Below are 25,262 nucleotides of genomic sequence, written 5' to 3'. Positions count from 1 at the left end.
CGGCCGGAGTTCAGTTCCGTCGGAGTTCAGTCCCCTCGAAGCTCGGTTCCGTCCCGCGGACAGTACCGCACCTCCGGGTCCCGGGTCCGAAAGCCACACTCCGGGCACGCCCTCGGAGCCGTTCGGGCCGAGTCGTCCCCGCGGCCCCGGAGGAGGAACGGGACGAAGGGGATCAGGAGGAAGACGAGCAGGGTGTCGAAGTAGACCCAGGCGGCGACGCTGACCGCGATCGAGAGTCCGATCCCGACGAGCGCGGTGAGGGCGCGCGAGGAGACCATCGCTACGCCCCGCCACCCCGGTCGCTCCCGTCCCCACCGGCACCTCCGTCGCTCCCGTCAGCCTCGCCCGTCTCGACCACCCGCTTGCCCGTCTCCATCGGCACCACCCGGCGGTCCGCGTCCGCCCACTCGCGCTCGAGTTCCCGGCCCTCGAACAGGCGGTCGAGGAACACCGCGAGGCCGGCGACCTCCGAGTGGGGCTGGTTCGTCACGGCGACGTTGAAGTCGGCCTCCTCGTAGAAGTCGAACGGCACCTTCTCGCCGCCGACGACGACGAGCAGGGGACCGTCGGCGTGTGCGGCACGGACCTCGCCCTCCACGTCCTGGACCGGCTCCCCGTACATCGTGAGGTGGACGACGGTCCCGTCCCATCCCCCCGTGAACGCGCGCTGGTCGTCCCGGAGTTCGACCGCGAACGGGCCGCCGAAGCGGTCCGTGATGTCCCGGATCGTCTCGGCCGACTGGCCCGCGTTGTCCGGGAGGACGACGCGGTCGGCGCCGAGCGCTCGCGCCGTCAGGCCGACGTGGGTCGTCATCCGGTCGTCCCGGCCGGGACGGTGGCCGTACCGGAGGACGACCGTCCCGTGTGACTCCTGCATGGGTCGGGTGAGGTCCCGCGGCCGTGAGGGCGTTTCGCTTCGGCCGCGCGCGGCCAGCCCCGCCCAGTCGATCCCGCGACGGCGTGGGGTACGACCCGGCGGCGAGGGGGGTCGGCCCGACCGCCGACGCCGTTTTGCCCGAGGACGCCGACGGTGGTCCATGGCCACCGACCGCCCGGAGGCGGCCGCCGACGTCGCCGGCGTCGACCTCGGCGGGCGAACCGCGCTCGTCACCGGGTCGACCTCCGGGGTCGGTCGCGAGGTCGCGCTCGCGCTCGCCCGCCTCGGCGCCGACGTGTTCGTCCACGGGCGCGACCGCACGGCGGGCACACGGGTCGCGCACGAGGCCGGCGAGGCGGGCGGCGAGGCGACGTTCCTCCCGGCCGACTTCGCGGACCCTGACGACGTGGACCGACTCGCCGGCGCGGTCCGCGACCGGGTCGGCTCGCTCGACCTGCTCGTCCACAACGCGGGCGCGCACTTCGGCGAGGGCGAACTGGTCGACGCTGGCACCGAGCGTGCGGAGAAGACCTTCGTCGTGAACCACCTCGCCCCGTTCAGGCTCACCCACGGCCTGCGTCGAGTTCTGCCGTCCCGGGCGCGCGTCGTGGTCGTCGCCTCGGCGGTCCACGGCCGGGCGGACGGCGAGTTCGACGTCCGGTCGGTCGAGGGCTACGACGGGCTGGACGCCTACGCCCGGTCGAAGCTCGCGAACGTCCTCTTCGCGCGGGAGTCGGCGACGCGGCTGGACGGCGTCGCGGTCGCGTCGTGTCACCCGGGGTTCGTCCCCGGGAGCGGGCTCTGGCGGCACGCGTCGCTCCCCGTCCGCCTGGCCGTCGGCGGCCTCGACCGGCTCCCCGCCCCGCTCACGCCCGATATCGTGGACGGCGCGGCGGCGGCCGCAGCGACCCCGACGTACCTGGCGGCCTCGCCCGACGCCGCCGACGCGGACGGCGGCTACTACGTGGACTGCGAGCGGATCCAGCCCGCACGCATCGCGCGGAGTGCGGCCCGACGCCGGGCCCTCCGGACCCTGAGCGAGGAACTGACGGGACTCGAGTGGTGAGCGACGCGACTCGATCGGGGAGCGACCGGTACGGGCGGTAGATCGGGGTCCCCGCCGACCGCAAGACACTTTCCGGTCTCGCCCGCCGTCCACACATGGACCTCACCGGCACCTCCGCGCTCGTCACGGGCGGGGCGGGCCTCATCGGCTCGCACCTCGCGGCGACGCTGGAGGACGAGTACGACGCGGACGTGCGCGTGGCCGACGACCTCTCGAAGGGCGACCGCGAGCGCGTCCCCGACGACGTCGAGTTCGTCCGGGCAGACGTGACCGACCCGGACGAGGTGGCCGAGGCGGTCACGCCCGACCTTGACGTCGTCTTCCACCTCGCGGCGTACACGGACACGAACTTCGAGGACGACCGGACGCTGTTCGAGGAGAACACCGGGATGACGTACAACGTCCTCGAACGGATGGCCGAGGTCGGCGTCGACAGCTTCGCGTTCACCTCCTCCTCGACGGTGTACGGGGAGGCGCCCCGGCCCACGCCGGAGGACTACGCGCCGCTCGAACCCATCAGCATCTACGGCTCCTCGAAACTCGCCGACGAGGCCCTGATCTCGACGTACGCGAAGAGCTACGGCGTCCAGTCGTGGGCGTTCCGCTTCGCCAACATCGTCGGTCCACGCCAGCGCGGGAACGTGATCCCGGACTTCATCCAGAAGCTCCGGGAGACCCCCGACACCCTCGAGATTCTGGGGAACGGGCGCCAGGAGAAGTCCTACCTCCACGTCTCCGACTGCGTGGACGCCATCACCCACGTCGTCGAGCACGGCGAGCGCGACCTGAACACGTACAACCTCGGCTCGCGGACGACGACCTCGGTGAACCGCATCGCGGACATCGTCGCCGACGAGATGGGGCTCGACCCCGAGTACGAGTACACCGGCGGCGACCGCGGCTGGACCGGCGACGTGCCGAAGATGCGTCTCTCGGTCGAGAAGCTCTCGGCGCTCGGCTGGGAGCCGCCCGCATCCAGCGACGACGCCGTCCGCCGCGCTGCTCGGGACCTCGTCGAGGAACTGACCTGATCGGCCCGGGTCACTCGACGACGAGGGTCGTCGTCGCCGCCGACTCGGCGCGGGCGTCCGCGTCGGTCGTCGTGAGCCACGCCCGGACCTCGTACTCGCCCGCATCGGGCGACGGGAACGTCGCGTCGTAGCTGACCGCCTCGCCGGGGGCGAGTTCCTCGCTCCCGAGCGCCATCGTGAACCCGCGGTCGTCGCTCCAGCGCCACACCTCCTCGTCGCCGCGCTCGGCGACGAACTCGGCGCGCTGGCCGTCGGAAAACGGGAGTTCGACCGCGTCGCCGCCGGCGTTCTCGACGGCCAGCGTCAGGTCGAAGCCGTCCGGCGTCGGCGTCACGGTGAGCGTCGAATCGAGCATGGGTCCGGGTTCCGCACCGCGGAGTAAAACTTCGAGGGTCGGTCGGCTTCGAATGGTTGACCGGCGACTCGGCGCGCGCGACGCGAGCCCCCTCGTGGGTGAAGCGAACGAGAGCACGCGGGTCGAGCGGAGCGAGTCCCGCGAAGCGAGCAACGCGTGCGAGGGACGAGCACCGCAGGCGAGCGACCGCAGGGAGCGAGCCGAGGAGCGCAGGAGGCTGGTCACGCGAGCGAGCTTGCGAGCGAGGGTGACTTCCGAGGAGCTTGCTCCGAGGTAAGGGAGGGTGAGGCTGCAGTCGGGTGGGAGTGAAAGGGGCCGCGGCTGTCGACGAACCCCGACCCCGAAAGCACCGCAGCGCGAGTGAAACGAGCGCGAGGAGCGCAGCGTGGGTCGCGGGAGTCGACAGCCGCGGGGGCTTTCGGGGACTGTTTCCCGGAGACCGACCTGACGGCGAAGCCGGGACACATGGGGGCTTTCGGGAACGGCTCCATGACCGATGGACCACCGAGCCGAGCGCTACAGCGGCGTTCGAAATCGTTTCCGTCCCGTACACCCCCCTCGAGATTCGAACGCCACCGACAGGACGGGGACAACTTTCACAAACCCCACGCCGCAAGCCCCGGCCCGAATGGGTCTCGTCAGCGCCATCGCGGACGCGCTTTCGAGCGAGGAGGGACGGGGAAACGTGGTCAGATACGAGTGTCGCGACTGCGGGACGGCGTTCGACCGCGCTGCCAACCACATGATGCGGGTCCGCTGTCCGGACTGCGGGTCGGCGAACCTGCGGGCGACCGACGGGGAGTGATCGGACGACCCGACGTCGGGCCGTCCGGCGGTCTGGTCTCCGTCGACGCCCGCCCTCAGTCGTCGCTCGAATCGTAGCCGAGCGCCGCGGCGACGTCGAGGAGGCCGGACCCCTGCTCGTTCGAGGAGAGGCCGACGTCCTCGGCCGTGCTCTTCAGCCGTGACCGGGCCTCCGAGTCGGTGTAGCCCTCGGCCATGAGCGACCCGGCCGCGCCGGCGACGTGCGGCGTCGCCATCGAGGTGCCCGAGAACGTGTCGTACCCGCCCGGCACCGTCGAGTAGACGTCGGTCCCGGGCGCGATGAGCTCCACCTCGGGTCCGGTCGAGGAGAACCCCGAGAGCGAGTCGCCCTCCGCCGACGAGGAGACGGCGAGACACTCCTCGTAGGCGGCCGGGTAGCCGACGCAGTCGGAGCACGGCCCGCTGTTGCCGGCCGCGGCGACGAGGAACACGCCCTTTCCGTCGGCGTAGGTGCAGGCGTCCTTCAGCGTCCGGGAGCCCGACGACGCGCCGAGGCTCATCGAGCCGACGTCCCAGCCCTGGTCTGCGACGTACTCCACGCCCGCCGCGATGTCGGAGAAGGTCCCCGAGCCCCGCTTGTCGAGCACCTTCACGGCGTGCAGGGTCGCCTCCGTGGCGACGCCGCGCACGCCCTCGCCATCGTCGACCGCGTCCGCGATGCCGGCACAGTGGGTGCCGTGGTCGTTGTCGTCGTCCCAGTCCTCCGCGTAGGGCCCCTTTGCGCTCACGAACGCCCGGCCCTCCCCGAGGTTGTCGACGAGGTCCGGGTGGTCCGAGTCGATGCCCGTGTCGAGGATGGCGACGTCCCCGCCCGCGCCGGTCGAGCCGTTCGCGGTCGCGACCTCGGCGTCCACGCGGTCCACGCCCCACGTGAGCTGCTGGTCGAGCGCGCGCATCGTGCCGTTCAGTTCCACGTACCGGACGTCCGGTCGGTTCGAGAGCCCCTCGACGGCGTTCTCGTTCACGCGGACCGTGAGCGCGTCGAAGGCGAACTCACGGACCACGTCGCTCGCCTCGGCCAGCGCCGCGCGCCGTCCGCTCTCGGCGCCGTAGCCGACGTTCACCTCGACCGTGCCCGGAGCCGCCGACGTGGCCCCGGCCAGGCCGAGCCCGGCGACCGCGCCGCCGGTCGCTTTCAGTACGTCGCGTCGCGTCGTGCCGGTGGGATGGTACACCATGGCGCATGGTAAGCCAATCCAATGTGCTTTTAATCTTTTCATATCATCCATTCAATTATCTCCCTCACCCGCTGTTCGATACGGTCTCGCTGGAGGCGTCACCCGGACGGGACGGCCGAGGATGGACACGCCTATTGCCGACAGACGACTAGTCCGACGCGTGCAGGTCGTGGGGTACGGGACGCCGGCCGGCGCGCTGCTGGTGAGCGACCGCGCCGGGGGCGGCGAACCCGGCGCGGTCGCCGGATCCGGCGCGGACGGTCGCGACGAACCGGGCGCCGTCGCGGCCCGGGGGAGCGACGCCGGATCGGTCGACCGCGTGGCGCTGGACCCCGGGACCGAACTCTCGTGGTCGCTCGGCGACCGCCACTGCGCGGGGACCGTCCACGACGGCGGTCACGTCGCCTGTCCGAACGGGGACGCGCCCTACTGCCGCGACCATCGGTCGACGTGGGTGTGTGCCCGCTGTACGGGCACGTGCCTCAAGGACGAGATGGACTGTTTCGACGACCACGCCGTGTACCTCGCGGCGTTCGCCCCCGACGTCGTCAAGGTGGGTGTGACGAAGGAGTGGCGCCTCGAGACCCGCCTGCGGGAGCAGGGCGCCGACCGCGCCGCCCACCTCCGGACCGTCGAGAACGGTCGGATCGCCCGGGAGATCGAGTCGGGGCTGGCGGAGGAGATCCCCGACCGCGTGCGGGTCCCGACGAAGATCGAGGGGTTGGGCGGGACCGTCGACGAGGCGACGTGGGAGGCGACGCTCGCGGAGTTCGATCCGATCGAGACGTTCTCGTTCGACTACGGGCTCGACCTCGCCGGGCGCCCGGTGCCCGAGACGCTCGCGACCGGGACCGTGGTCGGGACGAAGGGCCGGGTGCTGGTGCTGGAGAACGGCGGCAGCACCTACGCGGTGGACATGCGGGACCTGGTCGGCTACGAACTGGAGGAGGGCGGCTCCGGACGCGACCTCCAGTCGAGCCTCGGCGCGTTCGGGTGAGGGCGAGCCGGAATCGAGTCGAGGACGGGGGGCGGTCTACGTGGACCGTACGGGGTCGGACCCGCGCCGCTCCAAGATCCCCCGCAGGTCCGGGTGGTCCTGCAGGCTGGGCGGGAGCGCCTCCCGGAGCGACGGGTTACGGGCGAGTTCCTCCCGAAACGCCTGCCACCGTTCGTGTCGCACGAGGATCCAGACGGGAACCGAGTCGAGGTCGAGGAGCTTCGCGATCGCCAGCCGGTTCCGGCCGTCGAGGAAGAGCAGGTCCCCCTCGCGGCCGACACAGACCGTCAGTTCGTCGTGCACGAGTCGGACGGTCCGCGAGTCGTCCGGATCCTCGAGCGGGTCCTCGACGTCGTCCGCGCAGAGCTCCCGCTGTGAGCGGTAGCCCTCGTCCCCGATCCGCTCGTACAGCGCGTCGACCGCCTCGCACCGGCGCTCGAACGCGTCCCGGTCCGTGCACCCCCACAGTTCGACGCCGTCCGCGATGAGATCGAGCGAGCGCCGGAAGAACGGGGTGTCCGCCCAGTCGACGCCGCGCTCGAAGTGCGCCTCGAACGACCGGTACAGCTCCGTCTCCTCGAACCGGACCTCCCTGGCGTCCCAGCCGCCGCCCCGCACCGTGCCGGCGAGCTTGAACTTCGGCCCGGGGAACACGGTCCCGGGGCGGGCCTGCGACGGGTAGCCGTCGCGCTCGACCGTGTACTCGATCGCGTCGGGGTCGACGTCGACGACCTCGAACGGCGGGAGCCCGCTCCGGCGGGCGTGAACGAGGGCGTGCCTCGCGCTCACGAGCCGAGCGTACGCCACGATGTAGCCGTCCCAGAGTCGCAGGATCGGGTCGCGCACGGAGGGGTTCTCCCGAACCAGCGCCCCGCCGAACGACCGGATCGCTCGTTCGATCCGAGCCGGACGGAGATGCGCGGCGTTCGACAGTACGTCGTACCCGGGAAGTTCCGGTTTCATGGAAGCGAGGGCGGTGGTAGACCGGGGCGGTCCAGTAGTAACGAGGGCATTCACGGCCTTCAACGCGGCTCTCGGTTACACGGTGTGAAACCGCCGTCCCCGGACCGTGACGATCACGCGCCGGAACGGCCACCGCGGCACCGCCGTCCGGGTAGCCGGCCCTTTCAGCCCGCGAAGGGTGCCGTTTCCGGGCCGAACGCTGTTCATTACAATGGCACCCACCGGAGAGGTGCAGTCCGATGGGAGACAAGAACTGGGACCCCGCCACGGTGTTCGACCTGTTCGGGGACGCGGTCGTCCGCCGCATCCTCGTCGTCGCGAGCGACGCGCCGGTCTCCGCCAACGAACTCGTCGACCGACTGGACGTCTCGCCGCCGACCGTCTACCGGCGGATCAACGAACTGCTCGAACACGAGTTCCTCGCCGAACGCCGCCGGATCGACGGGGACGGGAACCAGTACCGGGTGTTCGAGACGACGCTCCGACGGATCGAGTTCCGCGTGGAGGACGGCGGCTACGACGTCGACATCGGGATGCGCCGGGACATCACCGACCGGTTCGAGGCGTTCTGGTCCGATCTCGAACGTGCGCGACCGCACGGAAACCGCGGCTCCACGGATCGAGTCGACGCCGGGGAGGGGCGCGACGAGACGCACCCGTCATGAACGAACTCGCGCATCTGGGCACGTACCTCGTCGCGAACCTCCTCCAGTTCACCGTCGGCGTCGCAATCACGGGGTTGAGCTACCTCGCGTACCGGTCCAGCGGCCGGAAGGCGTCGTTCCGGAACTCGACGCTCGGCTTCCTGCTGATAACGGTCGGGGGCGTCCTCGCTCCGGTGTACCAGCTCTGGATCAAGGGGGACTACTCGATCAGCGGACTCGAACTCCTCGAGCTACAGATCCTCGAGGGGTCGTTGATCACCGTCGGACTCGGCCTGCTCCTCCTGTCGATCTACAGCTACAACGCGGACCCGCTGCGCGCCCCGACCGACCTGGACTCCGACGTCTACGACCTCGGCGACGAGGACGGTCGCTGACGCGGTCCCGTCGAAGCGTCACTCCGGTTCGAACCGGGACGCGGTCGCCGGTCCGCCTCCGCGGTCATCCCGTCCACTCCACGTCCGAGAGCGTTCGCTGGACAGCCTCCTCGCCGACCGACGACGCGAGCTTCTGGAACCCCGCCTTCTCGGAGCGGTCCGAGGCGTTCGCCACCAGCCGCGAGACGATGAACTCCGGCGTGGACTTGCCGACCGTGCCGAAGTGCGGCTGGTAGTCGACCCGGAGCGCGAGGTCGTTCGTCAGCCCCTCGGCGAAGATGCCGTCGATCCGGGCGGCGTCGGGCAGGGGGCTGAGGTCGTCCGCGAGGTGGGTGACGTACGCGCCGAGCGCGCCCCGATCCACCGTCAGTTCGACGAGGCCGTTCAGCAGGTCCGCGGCCCGCCCCGGTTCGGTGATGGCCTCGAACTCGTCGACGAGCATCAGCGTGCGGCCCTCGCCCGACAGCGGCGGGACGATGGACTTCAGCGTCGACTCCAGCACGCCCGCGTTGAACGACGCGTGTCGGCGGTGGAACACGACCGTGTCGAACGAGCCGACCTCGGCCGCCTCCGCGGGCGCGGGCAGTCCCATCGAGGCGAGCACGGTCACCTGACACAGCGTCTCCAGCAGCGTCGTCTTCCCGCCCGAGTTCGCCCCGGTGAGCACCGCCACCCGGTCGCCGCTCGGCGCGTCGGCCTCGAGGTCGTGGTCCCCGACCGCGTAGGTCACCGGCTGGACGTCGCCCTCGAGGAGGAGGTTCCGCGCGTTCCGCACCGCGACGCCACCCGGTCCGCCGTCCTCGCCGCCGAGGTCGGGGCGGGTCAGGTCGTACGCCTCGGCGAAGCGTGCGAGCGAGAGGCGGAACGCGACGTCGCCTACGGCCGACACCGCCGCGTCGACGTCCCCGCCAGCCTCCGCGACCGCCGCCTCCAGTTCCTCGCGGACCGCCGCCTCCCGCTCCCCGACGTCGGCCTCCAGGTCCCGGACGAGCCCCCGGAGCGTCCCGCTCACGAAGTCCGCCGAGTCGACGGCGTCCGACGGGGCCGCCGACTCGACCCGCCCGCGGGTCAGGCCCGTCTCGTCGGCGACGTACTCCACGACCGAGGAGCGGAACGCGTCGGCGTCCCGGACCCCGCGCCCCCGCACCGTCTCGATGACGTCGAGCGCCGAATCCGACAGGTCGCGTGCGGCGTCGCGGCGCTCGCGGAGCCGGTCGAGTTCGTCGTCCGCGCCCGGGGCGATCGACCCGTCCCCGCCGTCGTCCCCCGCCGATCCGGTTGGTTCGGCCGAGAACGCCGCGAGCGCCTCGCCCGCCTCCCGGAGCGCGGCCTCGTCGACGCCGTCGAGTGCGGCGAAGGTGTCCCCGCGGAGGCCGGCCTCCCGGAGCGCCAGCGCCGTCTCGACGGCCGCCGGGTCGGTGCCGCCGGCCTCGTCGAACTCGCGGAAGGCGGCGAGGACCGCCTCGCGCTCCCCCTCGTCGAGGTCGCGCCACGCGTCGCGGGCCGCCAGCACGTCATCGAGCCGTTCGCGTCGCTCCCCCACGTTCGAGAGCGGCGTCAACACCCTGATTCGATCCGCGGCGTGCTCGGTGACCGCGAACCCGGCGGCCAGCGAGAGCAGGCGGTCGTACACGTCCCGGGCGTCCGAGGTGCCGAACAGGTCCATGGCCGCCTCGCCGTTCGCCCGGCGAAGCACGCGCGTCGCCCGCCCGCGGGACACCCCCGCGTCCGCCAGCGCCGCGACGTCCGCCGACTCGATGGCCGCGATGGCCCGCTCCTCGCCGAGGGCCGCCCGGAGCGTCTCCGCGGTCTTCGGCCCGACGCCCCAGTAGTCCTCGAGTCGCATACCCGTCGCGTCGACCGGCGGGCCTTTGTCGCTACCGGTCCGCGGCGCGACGGGTTTCCGCGGCGCGACCGTTCCCGCGGCTACGCCTCCGCCAGCGTCCCGTTCAGCACCTTCGCGGCGACGAGCACCGGGTCCCAGACGGGCGAGAACGGCGGCGCGTACGCCAGATCCAGCCGCTCGACCTCCCCGACGGTCATCCCCGCCTCCAGCGCCGTCGCGACGGTGTCGATCCGCACCGCCGCCCTGTCGGTGCCGACGACGCTCCCGCCGAGCAGGCGCCCCGACCCCCGGTCGGCACACAGCGTCACCGTCGTCTCCGCGTTCCCCGGGTAGTAGCCCGAGCGCGACCCCGCCGTGATCGTCTCGCTCACCGGGTCGAACCCCGCCTCGCGGGCGTCGCCGTGGTCGAGGATGCCGGCCCGGCCGCACTCCCGGTCGAACGCCTTCACGACCGCGGTGCCGGCGATCCGTCCGACCGGCGTCGGGTCGCCCGCGACCGTGGCGCCGATGGCCCGGCCGGCGCGGTTCGCCGTCAGCCCGAGGGGCACCCACGCCGGTTCGTCGGTGACGGCGTGGCGGTCCTCGGCGCAGTCGCCCGCGGCGTACACGTTCGGGACGGAGGTCTCCCCGTACTCGTCGACGGCGACCGCGCCCGAGTCGCCGAGCGCGACGCCCGCGCCCGCGGCGAGTTCGCCGTTCGGTTCGACGCCGACGCCTACCACGGCGAGTTCAGTCTCGCGTTCCTCGCCCTCGCAGACGACCGCCTCCAGCCTCCCGTCGCCGTCCCCGCGGAGTTCCGCGACGGGCGTGTCGAGGTGAAGCGTGACGCCCTCCTTTCGGAGTTCGTCCGCGACGGCTTCCCCGACCGCCTCCCCGAACGGGTGGAGCAGCCGGTCTCCACGCTGGAACAGGTGGACGTCGAGGTCCCACGCCGAGAACGCCTCCGCGAGTTCAACGCCGACGTAGCCCCCGCCGACGATCACGGCCCGCTCGGGCGGGTCGCGCTCGGCGTAGCGGCCCACCAGCGCCTCGTCGACGAAGCCGTCACCGACGGACGCCGGGTCCACGGTTCCCGGGTCCCGGAGGAACGCGCGCATCGCCGCCGCGGAGTCGAGGTGGTGGAGGGTGAACGCCCCGTCCAGGTCGGCGCCGCCGAAGGGGTCGACCGCCCGCGCGCCCGTCCCGATCAGGAGGTCGCCGTACGGTTGCTCCACCGTCCCGTCCGGCGATCGGACCGTGACTGTCCCGGCGTCGACGTCGACGCCCGTCACCTCGTGTTCGCGGCGCAGGTCGATGCCGCGCCCCTCGATCTCGGCGGGGGACAGCGACGTCAGGTCGAGGAGGCTCTCGACCTCGCCCTTCACGTAGTACGGGGTCCCGCAGTGAGCGTAGGAGACCCAGCGCCCGCGCTCGAACACGACGACCTCGCGGTCGGACTCGCGGGCGCACTTGCTCGCCCCGCTGAGGCCGGCCGCGTCACCGCCGACGACGACGAACGGGTCGGACATGGCTCCCCCATCGGGCGGTCGCGGAATAACGCCACCGCTCCGGTGTACGCGTGATGCAACCCCGGCGGGTTTTTGCCGGGCCGTCCGTAGGCCGTGGCATGAACGGCCGGACGAAGGGGCTCGTCTACCTCGCCGTCGCCGCGCTCACCCTCCTCGCGCTGTTCGCCCTCGCCGTGCTCCCCGTCGCGGCGCCGGGGCTGCCGTTCGTCGACACGACCGCCTACTCGTTCGCGCTGCTCGTGCTCATGGTCGTCGCCTTTCCGCTGCTGTGGGTCGGCGGACGGCGCACGATGGAGTCGCTCCAGGGAGACCTCGTGGAGGAGGACGGACCGAACGGGGAGCGACACGGATAACCTGGGCCGGGACGGGTCGGCGGCCGCGCGCGGCGTGCCGGAAACGGGGCGTTCACGTGACCGGTCCGCGAACGCCGTCGCGTGAAGCGTCCGTCGCTCGACGCCGTCCGCGGCTTCGACCGCGCCGTCTACGTCGTCGCCCTCGGCCAGCTCATCAACGTCTTCGGCTCCGGGCTGGTCTACCCGTTCGCGACCGTCCACTTCCACCTGGAGGTGGGCATCGCGCTCTCGGTCGTCGGCTTCGGCCTCGGCGCCAAGAGCGTCGCGACCGCCGTCGGCACCGGCGTCGGCGGGTTCCTCGCGGACGGGGTCGGACGGAAGCCGGTGATGGTGGCCTCGATGGCGCTCACGGCCGTCGCGCTCGCCTCGTTCGCGTTCGTCCCGACCGTCGCCGCCGCGGTGCCGCCCTCGGTCGCCGCCCTCACGGGGGTGTCCCGGATCGGCGTCGGGTTCGTCGTCGTCTGCGTCGTCGCCGGGCTGGTGGTCGGGCTCTACACTCCCGCCGCGTCCGCGATGACCGCGGACCTGACGACGGACGCGGACCGGGACCGGGGGTACGCGCTGTTGAAGTTCACGAACAACCTCGGCTTCGGCGCGGGGCTCGCCGTCGGCGGGGTTCTCTACTCGGTCGCGAGCGTCGCGGTGTTCCTCCTCGACGGGGCCACCTCGGCGGTCGTCGCCGTCGTGCTGTTCCTGTTCGTCCCGCGGGTTCACGGGGCGGGCGGCGGGTCCGACCCGAACGGCGACGCCGGGGCGGGGTCGGCGGTCGGGTCGGCCGGCGACACGGCGGACGGCCCGGTGCACGAATCGGGCCGCGGTTCGGCGCTCTCGCGCTGGTGGGCGGCCGCGACCCGCAGCCGGGTGCTCGTGCTCGCCGCCATCAACGTCGCCTTCGCGGCGATGTACGCCCAGATGCAGACGACGGTCCCGGTCGTCGCCAAGGAGGGGCTGGGGCTCACCTCCGCACAGCTCGGGACGCTGTTCGTGTTGAACCCGCTCACCATCGCCCTGCTCCAGATCCCGCTCGTCGACGCCGTCTCGGGCTGGCGCCGGACCCGCGGGCTGGCGGTCTCGGCCGGGCTCTGGGGCCTGTCGATGCTGTTCGCGTGGGGCGCCGACGCGGGGCTGGCCCCCGTCGCGGTCGGCGTCGCGCTCGTCGGCGGCCACCTCGTCGTCCGGACCCTGGGGGAGATCCTGCACTCGCCGCTCGCCTCCTCGCTGATGTCCTCGCTCGGCACCGCGGACGAGCGCGGGACCCAGCTCTCGGTGCTCGAGATCGCCAAGCGGGTCGGGATGGGGCTGGGCGCGTTCCTCGGCGGGGTCTTCTTCGACTACGGCCACTCGGGGCTCTGGTGGGGCATCCTCGTCGTCGTCTGCCTGCTCGTGGTCGTCGCGCTGCTGGGCCTGGAGCGGTCGGTGTCCGCGGCGGAGAACGGCGCCGACGTCGACGCGACCGTCGCGGACTGAGCGATTCGGTTCGGCCACGGTCTTCGAACGTCGCTGAAACCGCCGCCGGGCGCGCGCGACGCGAGCCCCCTCGTGGGGGTCTCGTGAGTGAAGCGAACGAGAGCACGCGGGTCGAGCGCAGCGAGTCCCGCGAAGCGAGCACACGCGCGCGAGGGACGAGCACCGCAGCGTGAGCGACCGCAGGGAGCGAGCCGAGGAGCGCAGGAGGCTGGTCACGCGAGCGAGCTTGCGAGCGAGGGTGACTTCCGAGGAGTTCGCTCCGAGGTAAGGGAGGACGAGGTGCGGTGGGCGGCCCCTTTCGGGAACGTCGTCACGACGATCGGACTGACCTCCGAGCTTTCGGACACGACGTAACGAACAGCACCTCGAACGAGAACCCGAAGACATACTACCGAGGCAGCGACACGGCCGGGTATGTCCGACACCGCGGACCGCGGGTCCCCCCGGCGCGGTCCCGACCGCGTCGCGCTCGCGGTCGCGGGCCTCGCGCTGCTGGCCCTCCTCACGCGGTTCGTCGCCCTCGGCGACCGGCCGTTCCACTGGGACGAGGGCCGGGTGGGGTACTGGACGCTCCGCTATCTCGACACCGGCGCGTACTCGTACCGCCCCGCGGCCGGCGGGCCGTTCCTCTACCTCGTGAACCGACACGTCTTCGCGCTGGTCGGCGCCTCCGACGCCTCCGCCCGCGCCGTCGTCGCGCTCGTGGGCGGCCTGTTCCCGCTCGCCGCGCTGCTGTTCCGCGGGACGCTCCGCGAGGACGAGACGGTCGCGCTCGCGGGCCTGCTCGCGTTCGAACCCCTGCTGCTCTACTACTCGCGGTTCCTCCGCGGGGACCTCCCGGCCGCCGCGTTCGGCTTCGTCGCCGTGGGCGGCGCCGTCCGGTACCGACGGACCGGCGAGCGCCGGGCCCTGTACCTCGCGGCCGCCGCGGTCGCGCTCGCGCTGTCGGCCTCCGGCTTCGCGGTCGCGTACCCGCTCCTCTGGCTCGCGGCCGGCCTGCTGGTGGTCGACGAGGCGCGCGTCCGCGGGGCGCCCGGCGCCATCCGCTCGAAACTCGGCGGGGCGCCCGACCGGCTGGACGCCCAGGCCACCCCGTTCGCCCGGGCGCTGTTCGTCTTCCTCGCCGCCTTCCTGTTCCTGTTCGCCCCCCGGGCCGGCGGGATGGGGCCGGGGCTGTACGACCTCGGAACGTTCCCCGAGGTCGTGACGATGGCCTTCGCCGGGTCGGCCGAGTCGTTCTCGCGGCTCCGCGTCGTCGCTCGGCTCGCCCCGGCGTACCCCGGCGGGAGCGAGTTCCTGCCGGCGGTCGTCGGCTACGTCCGCACGCTCGTCGCGACCTCGTGGCCGCTGGTCGCGCTCGGACTCGTGGGGTTCCTGTACGAGCGCTACCGCCGGGACGCCCGCGGCGTCGTCGCCTTCGGCGCCTACTTCGCCGGGCTCGGGACCCTCCTCTTCGCCGTCGCCTCGACCGGGTCCGAGCCGTGGAGCGTCGTCCACGTCCTCCCGGCGCTCGCGCTCCCGGGGGCCGTCGCGCTCGCGGCGGGTGTACGGCTGCTCGTGCGGCGCGCGGACGCGGCCGACCCGGCCCGCCTCGTCACCGTCCTGCTCGTCGTCGCCGTCGTCGCCGCCGGGGCCGGAACCGCGGTCGGCGCGTCCTACGCCGCGCCGGAACCCGGATCCCCCTTCTCGCAGTTCGCCCAGCCGGTCGACGACCCCGAGCCGATGCTCGCGGCGGCCGAGCGGGCGATGGCCGGCGACGCGGAGGGGCCCGACGTGGTGTACGTCGGCGAGGAACTGGACACGACGAACGAGTACGAGCGGCCCCCGGTGGAGTACTCCGATCAGGCGGCCTGGGGCGCACGGCTCCCGCTCCAGTGGTACTTCGAGCGGCTCGACGCGGACGTGACCAGCGTCCGGGAGGCCGGGCAGATCACGGGCGGTGACCCGCCGGTGGTGGTGACGAAGCCGGCCCACCGCGTCGCGGTGGACGAGCGACTCGGCGACGGCTACGAGCAGTTCGACCTCAGACTGGGGCTGTGGAACAGGGACGTCGTCGTGTACGTCGCGCGCTAGGCCGTTCGGCGTGTGGCTTCCGGGTCGGGTTCGGCACCTCTGCGCATCGCGTCTTCACCGTCCACTTTCCGCGTCCCTACTGCCTTCCGCGTCTCTACCGCACGCGCTGGCTTCGTCTCACCCGAACGGTCCCGTCTCCAGGAACACCACGGCCTGCCCCGTCACGGAGAAGGCGGCGTAGACGGCGGCCGGCGGCCACAGCGACCCCGCACGGTCGTAGACGGCGGCCGCCAGTGCGACGACGGCGAGGCCGACGACCGTGAACCCCACCTCCGCGGGGGCCGCTCGGAGGAGCCACTCGCCGACCGTCACCCCGACCAGCAGGAGCAACGGTAGGGCCGGTAGGGCGGACAGTCGCGGGTCGCGAACCCGGTCGCGGCCGTACGCGGCGACCGCGAGCGCGACGAACGCGGCCAGGAGGAACGCCAGGTCGCCCGGTCCCGGGACCGGGTCGAATCCGACCCCGTCGACCAGCGGGACGCCCGCGAGCGCGACCGTCGCCGCGGCCGCCCGCCGGGCGGGGAGGACCCGGCGGAAACTCGCCTGGACGACGCCCTGCACGAGCAGGGCGAGGGCGACGCCGCCGACGACAGGCAGCGCGACGCCCGTCAGCACGAACCCCTCGAGCCCGGTTCCGGGGCCGTAGGACGTCCGGAGCAGGTCGGCGTAGGCGACCCCGGTGAGACCCGCCAGCAGTTCGGTCGCCGCGACGAGCGCGACGGGGGCGACGAGCGCGGCGATGACGGTCGGCAGGTCGGCTAACGACGGCGGCCTCAGGGCGAGCGGGAGGTCCCGGGCCAGCGCGTACGCGACCGCCAGCGCCACGAACGCGGCGAGGTAGACGGCCGTGCCGGCGGCGAGCGTTCGGTGGACGCCCCCGTCGGCGGGCAGGAGGGCGTTCGAGAGCGCCGAGACGGCGTCGAGCCACAGCGTGAGCAGGGCCAGCACGCCGACCAGGACGGCGAACTCGCGGAGGACGGGGTACTCGTGGTCGTCGTGAGCGGGGAGGGCGTCGAGCATCGATCCGTCGTCACGGGCACCCGCCAAAAGTTCGTCGGTGGGCGACGCGAGCAAAACGGCGGGGCGGACGGCGTCCCGATTCGAGTCGGACGAGGGCGACTCCGGCGTCCTACCGGAATCCCATCGCCTCGATCTGCTCCTGGTAGCGGTTGCGGATGGTGACCTCGGTCACCTGGGCGACGTCGGCGACTTCCCGCTGGGTCTTCTTCTCGTTACACAAGAGCGAGGCGGCGTAGATCGCGGCCGCCGCGAAGCCCGTCGGCGACTTCCCCGACAGCAGGCCCTGCTCGGCGGAGACGTCGATGATCTCCGTCGCTTTGGCCTGCGTCTCCTCGCTGAGGCCGAGCGCGGAGGCGAACCGCGGGACGAACTGCTTGGGGTCGACCGGCTTCAGTTCGAGGCCGAGTTCCTGGGAGATGTAGCGGTACGTCCGGCCGATCTCCTTCTGTTCGACCCGCGAGACCTCCGCCACCTCGTCGAGCGAGCGGGGGATGCCCTCCTGGCGACAGGCGGCGTAGAGGGCGGCGGTCGCGACCCCCTCGATGGAGCGGCCGCGGATGAGGTCCTCTTTGAGCGCGCGGCGATAGATGACCGAGGCGACTTCGCGCACCGAGCGGGGCACGCCGAGCGCGGAGGCCATGCGGTCGATTTCCGAGAGGGCGAACTGGAGGTTGCGTTCGCCGGCGTCCTTGGTGCGGATGCGCTCTTGCCACTTGCGGAGGCGGTGCATCTGGGAGCGTTTCTCCGAGGAGAGCGAGCGGCCGTAGGCGTCCTTGTCCTTCCAGTCGATGGTGGTGGTGAGGCCCTTGTCGTGCATCGTCTCGGTGACGGGCGCGCCGACGCGGGACTTGGACTGCCGCTCGGAGTGGTTGAACGCCCGCCACTCCGGCCCGCGGTCGATCTGACGCTCGTCCAGAACCAGTCCACAGTCGTCGCAGACGAGCTCCCCCTGGTCCGCGTCCATGACGACTTCGTCCGACTCGCACTCCGGACAGGTGACCGTCTCGTCCGACTGCGTCTCCGACTCGCCCGCCTCTCGCTGTCGCTGTCGACTCGGACCTTCCATTATAAGGCTTGTGGTGACGATGGTATATAAATGTTGGGCCGCCCGTTCGCCCCCGATTTCGGCCCCACGTTCGGCCGTTCGGGCGCAGACCGGCGATCCCGGCCACGGGGGGAACCGACAGGCATGTCCTCCGACCGCAAGCGGCGCGTCTGACGCTTCGTACGGCCGTTCGACGTCGGAACGACCCGGTCCGTCGTCCAGGAGGGGGCGACCGCACCTGACGCTTTCGGCGCGAACGTCCCCACGTTTGATTACTATCGTGCATTTACGAACTCTTTTGTATTATCAAGCTGTATGTGCCTTCGACATGAGTACGAGCGCGAAGCCGAGCGTGGAGCGGGCGGTTGCGGCGAGCGAACCGGCGGACGTCGAACCGGTGACGCTGGAGGCGGCGGCGCTGGAGTCGACCGCGCCCGAGTACCTCCGCGACCTGAAGGCGGACCTGTCCGAGGCCGGCTACCTCCCCGCCGGACTGGGCGTCGAGGCGTGTTTCTCCGAGAACTGCTCCATCGAGACGCAGGCGGAGTGCGACAGGCTCCGCGGACTGGTGCGTGCGGCCTCGTTCCTGGGCGTCGGCCGGGTTACGGTCCGGGCGGAGCCGGTCGCCGACCCGACGAAGGTCGAACCGGCACTCGCCGCGCTGGCCGAACGGGCCGAGCGGGAAGGCGTCACGCTCACGGTGGAGGGGCCCGTCTCCCTCGACCGTGAGTAAGCGGGCACTCGAGGGACAACTCGCCGTCGTCGCCGGGTTCACCGATCCGACCGCGGCGCTCGAGCAGTACCCCACGCCGCCGGACGTCGCCGCCCACGTGGTCCACCTGGCCGACCTCCGGGGGGACCTCGCCGGCCACACGGTGGTCGATCTCGGCGCCGGGACCGGCATGTTCGCGCTCGGCGCCGCGCTCCGCGGGGCCGGGCGCGTCGTCGGGGTCGAACTCGACCCGGACGCGCTCGCGGTCGCCCGCGCCAACGAACGGCGCGTCGGCGCGCGGACGCCCGTCCACTGGGTTCACGCCGACGCGACCCGAACGCCCCTCTGTTTCGACGACGCCGGTGCGGATGCGAACGAGGGCAGCGACGACGACACGAACGGCGACGCCGACGCGGATCACGATTCTGCTCCCGCGCCGGCCCCCGTCACCGTGCTCATGAACCCGCCGTTCGGGGCCCAGTCGGGCAACGAACACGCCGACCGTCGCTTCCTCGAGGCGGTCTCCTCGTTCGCGGACGTCTCCTACTCGCTGCACAACGCCGGCAGCGAGGCGTTCGTCGAGTCGTTCGCCGCCGACGCCGGCGGCGAGGTCACCGAAGCCTTCCGCGCGACGTTCCACCTCGACCACCGGTTCGACCACCACACGGACGAGCGGCGCGAACTCGACGCCGAGGTCTTCCGGATCGAGTGGCGGTAGACGGTCGCCGCCCCGTCGGGCGCTTCAGCCGGTTCGTGCTCGGCCTTCGCCGCCCGGTCAGCCGCGGCGCCCGTCGTACGTCTCCCTGTTCGCGACTCTGACCCGCGTCTCGTTCCCGTCCGTCACCGCGATCACCGCCCGTCCGTCCCTGACGAACGCGAGGCCGCCGGCGGTCGCGGTCTCGTTCTCGCCCGGAACGGACACCTCGGCCGTCTCGTTGCCCCGCGTCACGACCAGCAGGAACTCCTCCTCGGTCGGCTTCACGGAGACGTTCCGACCGCCGAGTCGCGGTTCCGCGGTCGCCGCGGGGGAGGTGTAGGCCACGCGCTCGTCGCCGTCGTGACGGAGGGTGACCCGGTAGGCCGCGTCCCCGCCGACCGTCTCGTACCCCTCGCGGACCGCGGTGACGGTGTCGCGCCAGCCGACGCCGCCGACCACGACGGTCGACCGGCCGGCGAACGCGAGTCTCCCCTTCGTGGTCGCGGTCGTCCACACCCCCCGGTCCGGGTTCCGGACGACGACCCCCGAGGTCGTCACGTTCGTCGTCTCGCCGAACGCCTCCACGTCGACGATCGACACCATCCCGTTCCGGACGTCCTCGGCGTAGGTCACGCTGTAGCCCCGGACCTCCACGGGGTCGCCCGGGAGCGGTTCGTCGTCGACGGCGTTCAGGTTCACCGGGATGGCGGGGCCGGCGATCGCCGCGAGGACGACGAGCAGGCAGACGACGGCGGCGTTCCGCGGCGTGAGCGTGGCGAGGAACTCGCGGACGCTCCCGACGCGGAGCGTCCGCCGCTCCCCGACCGCGAGCGTCGCCACCAGGACGCCGAGGAGGACGACGAGCGCGAGCCCCACGGCCCGGTACAGCACGTACGACTCCCCGCCGCGGTACCAGTACACCGCCCAGAGCGACTGGGCGACGCCGAACAGCAGCGTCCCGAGCAGCAGGCGACGTGGCCGCGGGAGCGAGTCGCCCCGCCGCGCCGCCAGCCCGGCGGCGAGCAGGACGCCCACGAGCAGGCCGAACGCGTGGCCCTGGACGGCGATGTCGGCCCACCAGGGGGTGACGTACGACGGCCGGCCCGAGGCCTGGACGACCGGCTGGCGAAGCACCTGATAGGTCAGGTTCAGCACGCGGGCGCCCGCGAGCGCGACGACGGTCGCGAGCGGGTAGTAGACGAGCGCGGCGCCCGCGAACGCGAAGACGACCCCGGAGAAGCCGATGACCGGCCCGAGCGAGAACAGCGCGGTGAGGACCGCGACTCCGACGGCGGCGGCCGGGAAGAGGACGAACGCCCGGACGTACGGGTTCCGCCGCCGTGACCCGAACGTGGACTCGCCGCGTCGGGCGGCGAAGTGGCCGAACGCGAACTCGGCCAGGGGTGCGAGCACGAGCGTCCCCACGAGGTTCCCGAGGAGGTGCCCGGGGCCGCCGTGTGCCAGCCCCGCGAACAGCATCCCGAGCGGTTCGAGGTACGTCCAGGCGTAGAAGGGGAGCGTGACCGGCGCGTACCAGTGGGTCAGCCCGCCCTGGACGTGCAGGTACACCGCCAGGACGACCGCGACCGTCGTCAGCGTCCCCCACGGGACGCCGAGGACGAACCGCCGCCGGAGGACGTCGCCGACGCCCTCGCCGTCCCCCCGCGCTCGTTCGAGGAGCACGACGGCGAGCAGGGCGACGAGCGCGGCGACGACGACCGCCGCGCGCATCCCCGCCGTCTCCAGGTCCATGGGGCCGCTGGGTACCCCCGGCACTTCACCGTCCCGGTCGGGGACGCCGCCGGCTACGACGCCGTCCCGTCGCTCGCGCCCCAGTAGTTCCCCGGGGCGTTCAGGGCGTTCTGGTTCCCGTTCAGCACGCCGTACGCCGCGTTCTCCGCGAGGACGTCGTCGTGGACCGAGACGAGTTCGGCGCCCTCGGCGCCGGGCGAACAGACGCCGGACCTCCGGACGTGGACGCCGTTCTCGTTGTCCCGGACGTCGTTGGATTCGACGACGAGCGGCTGGTCCGTCGCCTCGACGAGGAGGCCGTTCGTGTCGTTCACGACGTCGTTCCCGCGGACGTAGTTCGTCCCGTCGCCGTACGAGTCGACGAGGGAGACCTCGACGCCGTTCCCGTTGTTCGCGAGGACGTTCCCCTCGACGGCGTTGTTCACCGAACCGTCCTCGATGCCGACGCCGACCTCGCTGTCGGTCACCCGATTGTCGACGATCGAGTTCCCCTCCGCGCGGTTCTCGATCGCGATTCCGGCGTTCGCGCCCGTGATCGCGTTGTTCCGGACGGTGACGTCACCCGCGTCGTCGAGGTTGATGGACTCGTCCGGCGCCTCGCCTGGGTTGGCGAGTGTGTTGTCCTCGCCGGTCACGTTCGACGCCAGCACGACGTCGATACAGTTCACTCGTCCGACGCCAGTTCGTCCATGAGCGGCCGTACCTTCGGCTGGAGCTCCTCCCACTCGTCGTCGGGGTCGCTGTCGCCGACGATGCCGTTGCCGGCGAACAGCGTCGCGTGGGTCCCGCCGACCACGCCCGAGCGGATGCCGACGGCGAACTCGCCGTCGCCGTCCGCGTCGAACCAGCCGACCGGCGAGGCGTACCAGCCGCGGTCGAACGACTCGGTCCCGCGGATGGTCGCCAGCGCCTCCGCGAGCGGGAGGCCGCCGACGGCGGGCGTCGGGTGGAGCGCCTCCACGAGCGTCAGGACGTGCACGTCGTCCTCGAGGGTGGCCTCGATGGGCGTGTGGAGGTGCTGGATGTTGGTCAGCTTCCTGACGCCCCGCTCGCCCTCGCGGACCGCCCCGAACGCCGAGAGCTGCGCGGCGATCGTGTCCGCGACGAGTCCCTGCTCGTGGCGGATCTTCGCGCTCTCCAGCAGCGACCGGGCGTGGGACGCGTCCGCCTCCGGCGCGTCCCCCCGCGGCATCGACCCCGCGAGCGCCTCGGTCCGAACGGCGTCCCCCGAGCGCTTCACCAGCCGTTCGGGCGGGGCGCCGACGAACGCGTCGCCGCCGATCGGCTGGACGAGGAAGCGGTAGCACTCCGGGTACGTCCGTCGAAGGCGTTCGAGCACGTCGGGGACGTCGGCTTCCGTCGCCAGGTCGACGTCCAGCGCGGTCGCGAGGACCGCCTTCGAGAGCCCCCCCGCCCGGATTCGCTCGATCACGTCCTCGACCTGGTCGGTCCACTCGTCCTTGGGCGTCCGCCAGCGCGTCCCCCGGACGCCCGGGTTCCCGCCGCTCGGGCGCATCATCGGGAGCGACTCCAGCGCGGCAGCCGCGTCGTCGAGCGCCGCCTCCACCGCGGCCGGCGTCGCGTCCCCGTCGTACCGCGCGACCGTGAGCCAGGTCCCGTCGTCGGTCCGGGTGAGCTGGACCGCCGGGAGGACGAACAGGGCCGCGGGGAAGCTCCCCCAGGAGCCCCCCGGCTCGTGGTCCGGTTCGAACGAGAGGCCGCCGAGCATCCGCGGACGCGCCCCGGGAGGCCCCGCGTGGTCGGCCCCCTCGAAGACGGCCGCGGCGTCGGTGCGGAGCGACGCGAATCGGTCCGGGCCCCCCGCCGCGACCCGGGTCGCGGCGCCGCCGGCGACGAGTTCCAGCCCGCCCGGCGAGGCCCAGTGGACTCGTGGAGGGTCCCGGGCCGCGAGGAACGCGCGGAAGGAGACGTCGGAGACCTCGCGGCTCCGGCTGACGAGCGCCGCGTCGGCGGCGGGTCGCGCCGACGCCAGCGCCTCGCGCTCGGGAGGGGTCATCGGCGGGGATTCGGGGGGGCGGGTTTTGACCTCTCTGGTTGGCGGTCGTCGTTCGGCCGGGGTCGGTTCCCGGTCCCGACCCGGGCGCCGGTCCGGGACCCGTGCGCTAGCTGTACCGCTCCTCGTTCCACGGGTTCGCGGAGTCCGAGTAGCCCCGCTTCTCCCAGTAGCCCCGCTCGGGGTCGGTGAGGAACTCGACCCCGGTCACCCACTTGGCACCCTTGTAGGCGTACCTGTGGGGGGTGACGACGCGGAGGGGGCCGCCGTGGTCCTCGGGGAGCGGCTCGCCGTCGTACTCGTACGCGAACAGCACCTCCCTGCGCATGCAGTCGGCCAGCGGGATGTCGGTGGTGTAGCCGTCGAGCGCGTGGAACAGCACGTGGGTCGCGTCGTCCTCGACGCCGGCCAGGTCGGCGACGGTCGGGAAGGTGACGCCCGTGAACTCGCAGTCGAACTTCGACCACCCCGTGACGCAGTGGAAGTCCTGCCGCTGGGTCTCGCTCGGGAGGTCGGTGAACTCCTCGAACGAGAGCGACGGCGGCTCCTCGACGGCGCCCCACGCCTCGAACTCCCAGGTCGAGGGGTTCCAGTCGGGCGTTCCGGACTTCGAGAGCACGGGGAAGCGTTCCGTCCTCCGCTGGCCCGGCGGGAGGCGGTCGCCGTCGTACTCCTCGTGGAGGCCGGTAACGTCCGTGACCATACCGGACGCAGGGGTCGCGTTCACCAAAGGGTATCGACTCGGACCCGAAGCGGCGAACGAACGGAACGGACAACTTCTATTTCCGACGGCGAACCGTACCCTCGCCCGTCGGAAACGTCGATTGTGCGGCCGGAAAACACCCCCGTAGGTTTTAAATAGCATCTGGGATTAGCACCGGGTAGATGCCCAAAGTCGAGATCACCATCCCGGAGCACCTCGAGATGCAGATCGCCCAGATGGTCGAACAGGGCGAGTTCGTCAATCGCGAGGAGGCGATCGAGGAGCTCATCTCAACCGGGATGAAGGCGTACAAGACGAGCGGCCCGCAGGACGAGGACACCGAGCCCGGGTTCGAGGACGACGGGATGATGGGCCACGAGGACGAGTACGTCTTCTGACCGCGGACCCCCTTCTACGCCCGCTGCCGTCGCCGTGGTACCGCCTGCCGGACAATCCTTAAATCGGCTTGCCGCATAGGCGCGTCCATGCACAAGGACGAGCTCCTCGAACTCCACGAGCAGATGGTGACGATCATGGAGCACTTCAACGACCGGGAGGACGTCCAGTCGGAGCTGTTCGAGCCGTACCACCAGCTCGACGTCGACCCGTCCCACGTCCACAAGTCCAAGAGCGAGCACAAACACGCCGTCTTCGTGCTCGGCAACGCGCTCGCCTCGGCGATGACCGAGGACGAATTCTCCAACGCCGGGCGCGTCGGAAAGCGGATGGAGGAACTCGCCGACGACGCCGAGTCGAAGCTGTAGCCGTGGCCGCATCGAGGGCCGCCGGCGCGGCCGGGCCCCCCGACGCGGTCGCGCGCCGGGTCGACCGCGTCCGACGGCTCGCGGAGCTTCTCGACTCGTCCCTCCGCGTCCCCGGACTCGGGGTCCGCGTCGGTCTGGACCCCCTCCTGGGACTCCTTCCGGTCGCCGGCGACCTCGCCGCCGCGGCCCTCTCGCTGCTCGTCGTCGTCGAGGCGTACCGCCTCGGCGCCGACCGCCGCACGCTCGCCAGGATGCTCGTCAACGTCGGCGTCGACGCCGGTGCCGGGAGCGTCCCCGTCCTCGGCGACGCCGTCGACGTCGCCTGGAAGACGAACGAACGGAACGCCGACCTGCTCGAACGGGCCGTCGTCGCGGACGCGTAGTCGGCGATCGGGGGGATCGTTCCCTCCGAATCCGCCGAAACCCCGGTTTCGGATGCGATCTAACGCGAAACGGCCGCCAAGTGGGTCCGCTTCCCGAGCGTTCGACCGTCCTCCGCTACGTCGCTCGTGTCGGATAGCGAGCGAGCCGCGTTCCGAGGACCGATCGGTGGACGTCCCGAATCCGGGTCCCCGTCGCCTCCACGCCGAGCGGCCGGATCGCAGCACGCCCGACGGACACGGGTCCGCGTTCGAGGACGTCGACGAGGGCGTCTACCAGGCCAGCAACCGTCCACCGAACGTGAGGCGGATCGACGTCACGAAGCCGCTCGTGTACGTCGCCGACGTCGTAGATCGGAGGGCCTCGGAGTAGAACCGGAGCGAGTCGAACGCCGACCGCGAATCCATCTCGTCCTCGGCATGCTGAAGGGTGTCGGCGACGCCGAGCGTCGTCTGCTCGATACCGCGTCGGCGGACGGCGTCGACCCGGAGGCGGAGTTCTTCCGCCTCCGGGTTCGTACCGAGGTCGAGCCCCCGAATAGTGACTTCGCCACGGGCTCCCCCGGTCCGCAAACGAGTCCGCCACGCCGAGATCGA

28 protein-coding genes are annotated in these 25,262 nt (G+C 72.1%); 14 read left to right on the top strand and 14 right to left on the bottom strand.

What is annotated here, in order from left to right:
• Nucleotides 1–26: 26 nt before the first annotated feature.
• Together HUG12_RS10590 and HUG12_RS10585 are read right to left on the bottom strand one after the other, a co-directional pair.
• A complete protein-coding gene (locus tag HUG12_RS10590) occupies nucleotides 27–278 on the bottom strand; it encodes a hypothetical protein (RefSeq protein ID WP_179268740.1) in 252 nt (83 codons plus the stop codon).
• Between the two features lie 2 nt (nucleotides 279–280).
• Nucleotides 281–877, bottom strand: a complete 597-nt coding sequence (locus HUG12_RS10585; protein WP_179268739.1) for a tRNA (cytidine(56)-2'-O)-methyltransferase — start codon at nucleotides 875–877, stop codon at nucleotides 281–283.
• Nucleotides 878–1,037: 160 nt separating this feature from the next.
• Here HUG12_RS10585 and HUG12_RS10580 point away from each other — a divergent pair, with 160 nt between their 5' ends.
• Together HUG12_RS10580 and HUG12_RS10575 are read left to right on the top strand one after the other, a co-directional pair.
• On the top strand, nucleotides 1,038–1,943 hold the full coding sequence (locus HUG12_RS10580) for an SDR family NAD(P)-dependent oxidoreductase (protein ID WP_179268738.1): 906 nt from the start codon (nucleotides 1,038–1,040) through the stop codon (nucleotides 1,941–1,943).
• A gap of 95 nt (nucleotides 1,944–2,038) precedes the next feature.
• The gene (locus HUG12_RS10575) at nucleotides 2,039–2,974 is read left to right on the top strand and encodes an NAD-dependent epimerase/dehydratase family protein (protein WP_179268737.1); all 936 of its coding nucleotides are present in this window, start codon (nucleotides 2,039–2,041) and stop codon (nucleotides 2,972–2,974) included.
• A 10-nt stretch (nucleotides 2,975–2,984) separates the two neighbouring features.
• Here the strand turns inward: HUG12_RS10575 and HUG12_RS10570 are convergent, their stop codons facing one another.
• Nucleotides 2,985–3,329: a BsuPI-related putative proteinase inhibitor gene (locus tag HUG12_RS10570; RefSeq protein ID WP_179268736.1), complete on the bottom strand. Its 345-nt coding sequence runs from the start codon at nucleotides 3,327–3,329 to the stop codon at nucleotides 2,985–2,987.
• A gap of 628 nt (nucleotides 3,330–3,957) precedes the next feature.
• Here HUG12_RS10570 and HUG12_RS10565 point away from each other — a divergent pair.
• Nucleotides 3,958–4,134, top strand: coding sequence for a hypothetical protein (locus HUG12_RS10565; RefSeq protein ID WP_179268735.1), 177 nt, complete (start codon nucleotides 3,958–3,960; stop codon nucleotides 4,132–4,134).
• A gap of 55 nt (nucleotides 4,135–4,189) precedes the next feature.
• On the opposite strand, the gene HUG12_RS10560 is transcribed toward HUG12_RS10565, so the two are convergent.
• Nucleotides 4,190–5,332, bottom strand: a complete 1,143-nt coding sequence (locus HUG12_RS10560) for a S8 family peptidase (RefSeq protein WP_179268734.1) — start codon at nucleotides 5,330–5,332, stop codon at nucleotides 4,190–4,192.
• 160 nt (nucleotides 5,333–5,492) lie between these two features.
• On the opposite strand from HUG12_RS10560, the gene HUG12_RS10555 reads away from it, so the two are divergent.
• The gene (locus tag HUG12_RS10555) at nucleotides 5,493–6,329 is read left to right on the top strand and encodes a DUF2797 domain-containing protein (protein ID WP_246308031.1); all 837 of its coding nucleotides are present in this window, start codon (nucleotides 5,493–5,495) and stop codon (nucleotides 6,327–6,329) included.
• A gap of 36 nt (nucleotides 6,330–6,365) precedes the next feature.
• Here HUG12_RS10555 and HUG12_RS10550 read toward each other — a convergent pair whose 3' ends face one another.
• Nucleotides 6,366–7,175: a hypothetical protein gene (locus HUG12_RS10550; protein ID WP_179268732.1), complete on the bottom strand. Its 810-nt coding sequence runs from the start codon at nucleotides 7,173–7,175 to the stop codon at nucleotides 6,366–6,368.
• Between the two features lie 356 nt (nucleotides 7,176–7,531).
• Here HUG12_RS10550 and HUG12_RS10545 point away from each other — a divergent pair, with 356 nt between their 5' ends.
• Nucleotides 7,532–7,957, top strand: coding sequence for a winged helix-turn-helix domain-containing protein (locus tag HUG12_RS10545; RefSeq protein WP_179268731.1), 426 nt, complete (start codon nucleotides 7,532–7,534; stop codon nucleotides 7,955–7,957).
• Nucleotides 7,954–8,331 (top strand): DUF7521 family protein, encoded by a 378-nt coding sequence (locus HUG12_RS10540; RefSeq protein WP_179268730.1) that lies wholly within the window; start codon nucleotides 7,954–7,956, stop codon nucleotides 8,329–8,331. The genes HUG12_RS10545 and HUG12_RS10540 overlap by 4 nt, the downstream gene beginning before the upstream one ends.
• 64 nt (nucleotides 8,332–8,395) lie before the next feature.
• Here HUG12_RS10540 and HUG12_RS10535 read toward each other — a convergent pair whose 3' ends face one another.
• Both HUG12_RS10535 and HUG12_RS10530 read right to left on the bottom strand, forming a co-directional pair.
• Nucleotides 8,396–10,177, bottom strand: coding sequence for a DNA mismatch repair protein (locus HUG12_RS10535; protein WP_179268729.1), 1,782 nt, complete (start codon nucleotides 10,175–10,177; stop codon nucleotides 8,396–8,398).
• Between the two features lie 80 nt (nucleotides 10,178–10,257).
• The gene (locus tag HUG12_RS10530; RefSeq protein WP_179268728.1) at nucleotides 10,258–11,685 is read right to left on the bottom strand and encodes an FAD-dependent oxidoreductase; all 1,428 of its coding nucleotides are present in this window, start codon (nucleotides 11,683–11,685) and stop codon (nucleotides 10,258–10,260) included.
• Between the two features lie 98 nt (nucleotides 11,686–11,783).
• Between HUG12_RS10530 and HUG12_RS10525 the strand changes: the two genes are divergently transcribed.
• The 3 genes from HUG12_RS10525 to HUG12_RS10515 all read left to right on the top strand — a co-directional run bounded on the left by HUG12_RS10525 (nucleotide 11,784) and on the right by HUG12_RS10515 (nucleotide 15,578).
• Nucleotides 11,784–12,038: a hypothetical protein gene (locus HUG12_RS10525; protein ID WP_179268727.1), complete on the top strand. Its 255-nt coding sequence runs from the start codon at nucleotides 11,784–11,786 to the stop codon at nucleotides 12,036–12,038.
• Nucleotides 12,039–12,119: 81 nt separating this feature from the next.
• Nucleotides 12,120–13,505, top strand: a complete 1,386-nt coding sequence (locus HUG12_RS10520; RefSeq protein WP_179268726.1) for an MFS transporter — start codon at nucleotides 12,120–12,122, stop codon at nucleotides 13,503–13,505.
• A gap of 414 nt (nucleotides 13,506–13,919) precedes the next feature.
• Nucleotides 13,920–15,578 carry a flippase activity-associated protein Agl23 gene (locus tag HUG12_RS10515; RefSeq protein ID WP_179268725.1) on the top strand — a complete coding sequence of 553 codons (1,659 nt, stop codon included), beginning with the start codon at nucleotides 13,920–13,922 and terminating at the stop codon, nucleotides 15,576–15,578.
• 117 nt (nucleotides 15,579–15,695) lie between these two features.
• Here HUG12_RS10515 and HUG12_RS10510 read toward each other — a convergent pair whose 3' ends face one another.
• Entirely contained in the window at nucleotides 15,696–16,598 is a 903-nt protein-coding gene (locus HUG12_RS10510) for a hypothetical protein (protein WP_179268724.1), read from the bottom strand.
• 109 nt (nucleotides 16,599–16,707) lie between these two features.
• Nucleotides 16,708–17,664, bottom strand: coding sequence for a transcription initiation factor IIB (locus HUG12_RS10505; RefSeq protein ID WP_179268723.1), 957 nt, complete (start codon nucleotides 17,662–17,664; stop codon nucleotides 16,708–16,710).
• A gap of 307 nt (nucleotides 17,665–17,971) precedes the next feature.
• On the opposite strand from HUG12_RS10505, the gene HUG12_RS10500 reads away from it, so the two are divergent.
• Complete coding sequence (locus HUG12_RS10500; protein WP_179268722.1) at nucleotides 17,972–18,376, top strand: hypothetical protein; 405 nt, start codon at nucleotides 17,972–17,974, stop codon at nucleotides 18,374–18,376.
• Nucleotides 18,369–19,073, top strand: a complete 705-nt coding sequence (locus HUG12_RS10495; RefSeq protein ID WP_179268721.1) for an METTL5 family protein — start codon at nucleotides 18,369–18,371, stop codon at nucleotides 19,071–19,073. Before HUG12_RS10500 ends, HUG12_RS10495 begins: the two co-directional genes overlap by 8 nt.
• A gap of 57 nt (nucleotides 19,074–19,130) precedes the next feature.
• On the opposite strand, the gene HUG12_RS10490 is transcribed toward HUG12_RS10495, so the two are convergent.
• From HUG12_RS10490 to HUG12_RS10475, 4 genes are all read right to left on the bottom strand, one after another.
• Nucleotides 19,131–20,804 carry a rhomboid family intramembrane serine protease gene (locus HUG12_RS10490; protein ID WP_179268720.1) on the bottom strand — a complete coding sequence of 558 codons (1,674 nt, stop codon included), beginning with the start codon at nucleotides 20,802–20,804 and terminating at the stop codon, nucleotides 19,131–19,133.
• 53 nt (nucleotides 20,805–20,857) lie between these two features.
• Nucleotides 20,858–21,472, bottom strand: a complete 615-nt coding sequence (locus tag HUG12_RS10485; protein WP_179268719.1) for a NosD domain-containing protein — start codon at nucleotides 21,470–21,472, stop codon at nucleotides 20,858–20,860.
• Nucleotides 21,469–22,821, bottom strand: a complete 1,353-nt coding sequence (locus tag HUG12_RS10480) for an isochorismate synthase (protein ID WP_179268718.1) — start codon at nucleotides 22,819–22,821, stop codon at nucleotides 21,469–21,471. Before HUG12_RS10480 ends, HUG12_RS10485 begins: the two co-directional genes overlap by 4 nt.
• Nucleotides 22,822–22,927: 106 nt before the next feature.
• The gene (locus HUG12_RS10475) at nucleotides 22,928–23,521 is read right to left on the bottom strand and encodes a sulfite oxidase-like oxidoreductase (RefSeq protein ID WP_179268717.1); all 594 of its coding nucleotides are present in this window, start codon (nucleotides 23,519–23,521) and stop codon (nucleotides 22,928–22,930) included.
• A 182-nt stretch (nucleotides 23,522–23,703) separates the two neighbouring features.
• On the opposite strand from HUG12_RS10475, the gene HUG12_RS10470 reads away from it, so the two are divergent.
• From HUG12_RS10470 to HUG12_RS10460, 3 genes are all read left to right on the top strand, one after another.
• Nucleotides 23,704–23,919 carry a ribbon-helix-helix domain-containing protein gene (locus tag HUG12_RS10470; protein WP_179268716.1) on the top strand — a complete coding sequence of 72 codons (216 nt, stop codon included), beginning with the start codon at nucleotides 23,704–23,706 and terminating at the stop codon, nucleotides 23,917–23,919.
• An 87-nt stretch (nucleotides 23,920–24,006) separates the two neighbouring features.
• Nucleotides 24,007–24,285, top strand: coding sequence for a UPF0058 family protein (locus HUG12_RS10465; protein WP_179268715.1), 279 nt, complete (start codon nucleotides 24,007–24,009; stop codon nucleotides 24,283–24,285).
• 2 nt (nucleotides 24,286–24,287) lie between these two features.
• A complete protein-coding gene (locus HUG12_RS10460) occupies nucleotides 24,288–24,668 on the top strand; it encodes a DUF4112 domain-containing protein (RefSeq protein WP_179268714.1) in 381 nt (126 codons plus the stop codon).
• Between the two features lie 270 nt (nucleotides 24,669–24,938).
• Here the strand turns inward: HUG12_RS10460 and HUG12_RS10455 are convergent, their stop codons facing one another.
• The gene (locus HUG12_RS10455) at nucleotides 24,939–25,238 is read right to left on the bottom strand and encodes a hypothetical protein (protein ID WP_179268713.1); all 300 of its coding nucleotides are present in this window, start codon (nucleotides 25,236–25,238) and stop codon (nucleotides 24,939–24,941) included.
• Nucleotides 25,239–25,262: the final 24 nt, after the last annotated feature.

The sequence above is a fragment of the Halorarum salinum genome (genome assembly GCF_013402875.1).
Lineage (GTDB): Archaea > Halobacteriota > Halobacteria > Halobacteriales > Haloferacaceae > Halorarum > Halorarum salinum.
Note: the sequence above shows the minus strand (reverse complement) of the source record. Positions and strands in the feature narration are given on the sequence as shown.

Coding starts and splice junctions, on each gene's coding strand:
- HUG12_RS10515 (WP_179268725.1), top strand. CDS start 13,920: ATGTCCGACACCGCGGACCGCGGGTCCCCCCGGCGCGGTCCCGACCGC.
- HUG12_RS10540 (WP_179268730.1), top strand. CDS start 7,954: ATGAACGAACTCGCGCATCTGGGCACGTACCTCGTCGCGAACCTCCTC.
- HUG12_RS10570 (WP_179268736.1), bottom strand. CDS start 3,329: ATGCTCGATTCGACGCTCACCGTGACGCCGACGCCGGACGGCTTCGAC.
- HUG12_RS10545 (WP_179268731.1), top strand. CDS start 7,532: ATGGGAGACAAGAACTGGGACCCCGCCACGGTGTTCGACCTGTTCGGG.
- HUG12_RS10475 (WP_179268717.1), bottom strand. CDS start 23,521: ATGGTCACGGACGTTACCGGCCTCCACGAGGAGTACGACGGCGACCGC.
- HUG12_RS10490 (WP_179268720.1), bottom strand. CDS start 20,804: ATGGACCTGGAGACGGCGGGGATGCGCGCGGCGGTCGTCGTCGCCGCG.
- HUG12_RS10505 (WP_179268723.1), bottom strand. CDS start 17,664: ATGGAAGGTCCGAGTCGACAGCGACAGCGAGAGGCGGGCGAGTCGGAG.
- HUG12_RS10470 (WP_179268716.1), top strand. CDS start 23,704: ATGCCCAAAGTCGAGATCACCATCCCGGAGCACCTCGAGATGCAGATC.
- HUG12_RS10500 (WP_179268722.1), top strand. CDS start 17,972: ATGAGTACGAGCGCGAAGCCGAGCGTGGAGCGGGCGGTTGCGGCGAGC.
- HUG12_RS10560 (WP_179268734.1), bottom strand. CDS start 5,332: ATGGTGTACCATCCCACCGGCACGACGCGACGCGACGTACTGAAAGCG.
- HUG12_RS10510 (WP_179268724.1), bottom strand. CDS start 16,598: ATGCTCGACGCCCTCCCCGCTCACGACGACCACGAGTACCCCGTCCTC.
- HUG12_RS10530 (WP_179268728.1), bottom strand. CDS start 11,685: ATGTCCGACCCGTTCGTCGTCGTCGGCGGTGACGCGGCCGGCCTCAGC.
- HUG12_RS10585 (WP_179268739.1), bottom strand. CDS start 877: ATGCAGGAGTCACACGGGACGGTCGTCCTCCGGTACGGCCACCGTCCC.
- HUG12_RS10565 (WP_179268735.1), top strand. CDS start 3,958: ATGGGTCTCGTCAGCGCCATCGCGGACGCGCTTTCGAGCGAGGAGGGA.
- HUG12_RS10525 (WP_179268727.1), top strand. CDS start 11,784: ATGAACGGCCGGACGAAGGGGCTCGTCTACCTCGCCGTCGCCGCGCTC.
- HUG12_RS10575 (WP_179268737.1), top strand. CDS start 2,039: ATGGACCTCACCGGCACCTCCGCGCTCGTCACGGGCGGGGCGGGCCTC.
- HUG12_RS10480 (WP_179268718.1), bottom strand. CDS start 22,821: ATGACCCCTCCCGAGCGCGAGGCGCTGGCGTCGGCGCGACCCGCCGCC.
- HUG12_RS10465 (WP_179268715.1), top strand. CDS start 24,007: ATGCACAAGGACGAGCTCCTCGAACTCCACGAGCAGATGGTGACGATC.
- HUG12_RS10590 (WP_179268740.1), bottom strand. CDS start 278: ATGGTCTCCTCGCGCGCCCTCACCGCGCTCGTCGGGATCGGACTCTCG.
- HUG12_RS10580 (WP_179268738.1), top strand. CDS start 1,038: ATGGCCACCGACCGCCCGGAGGCGGCCGCCGACGTCGCCGGCGTCGAC.
- HUG12_RS10535 (WP_179268729.1), bottom strand. CDS start 10,177: ATGCGACTCGAGGACTACTGGGGCGTCGGGCCGAAGACCGCGGAGACG.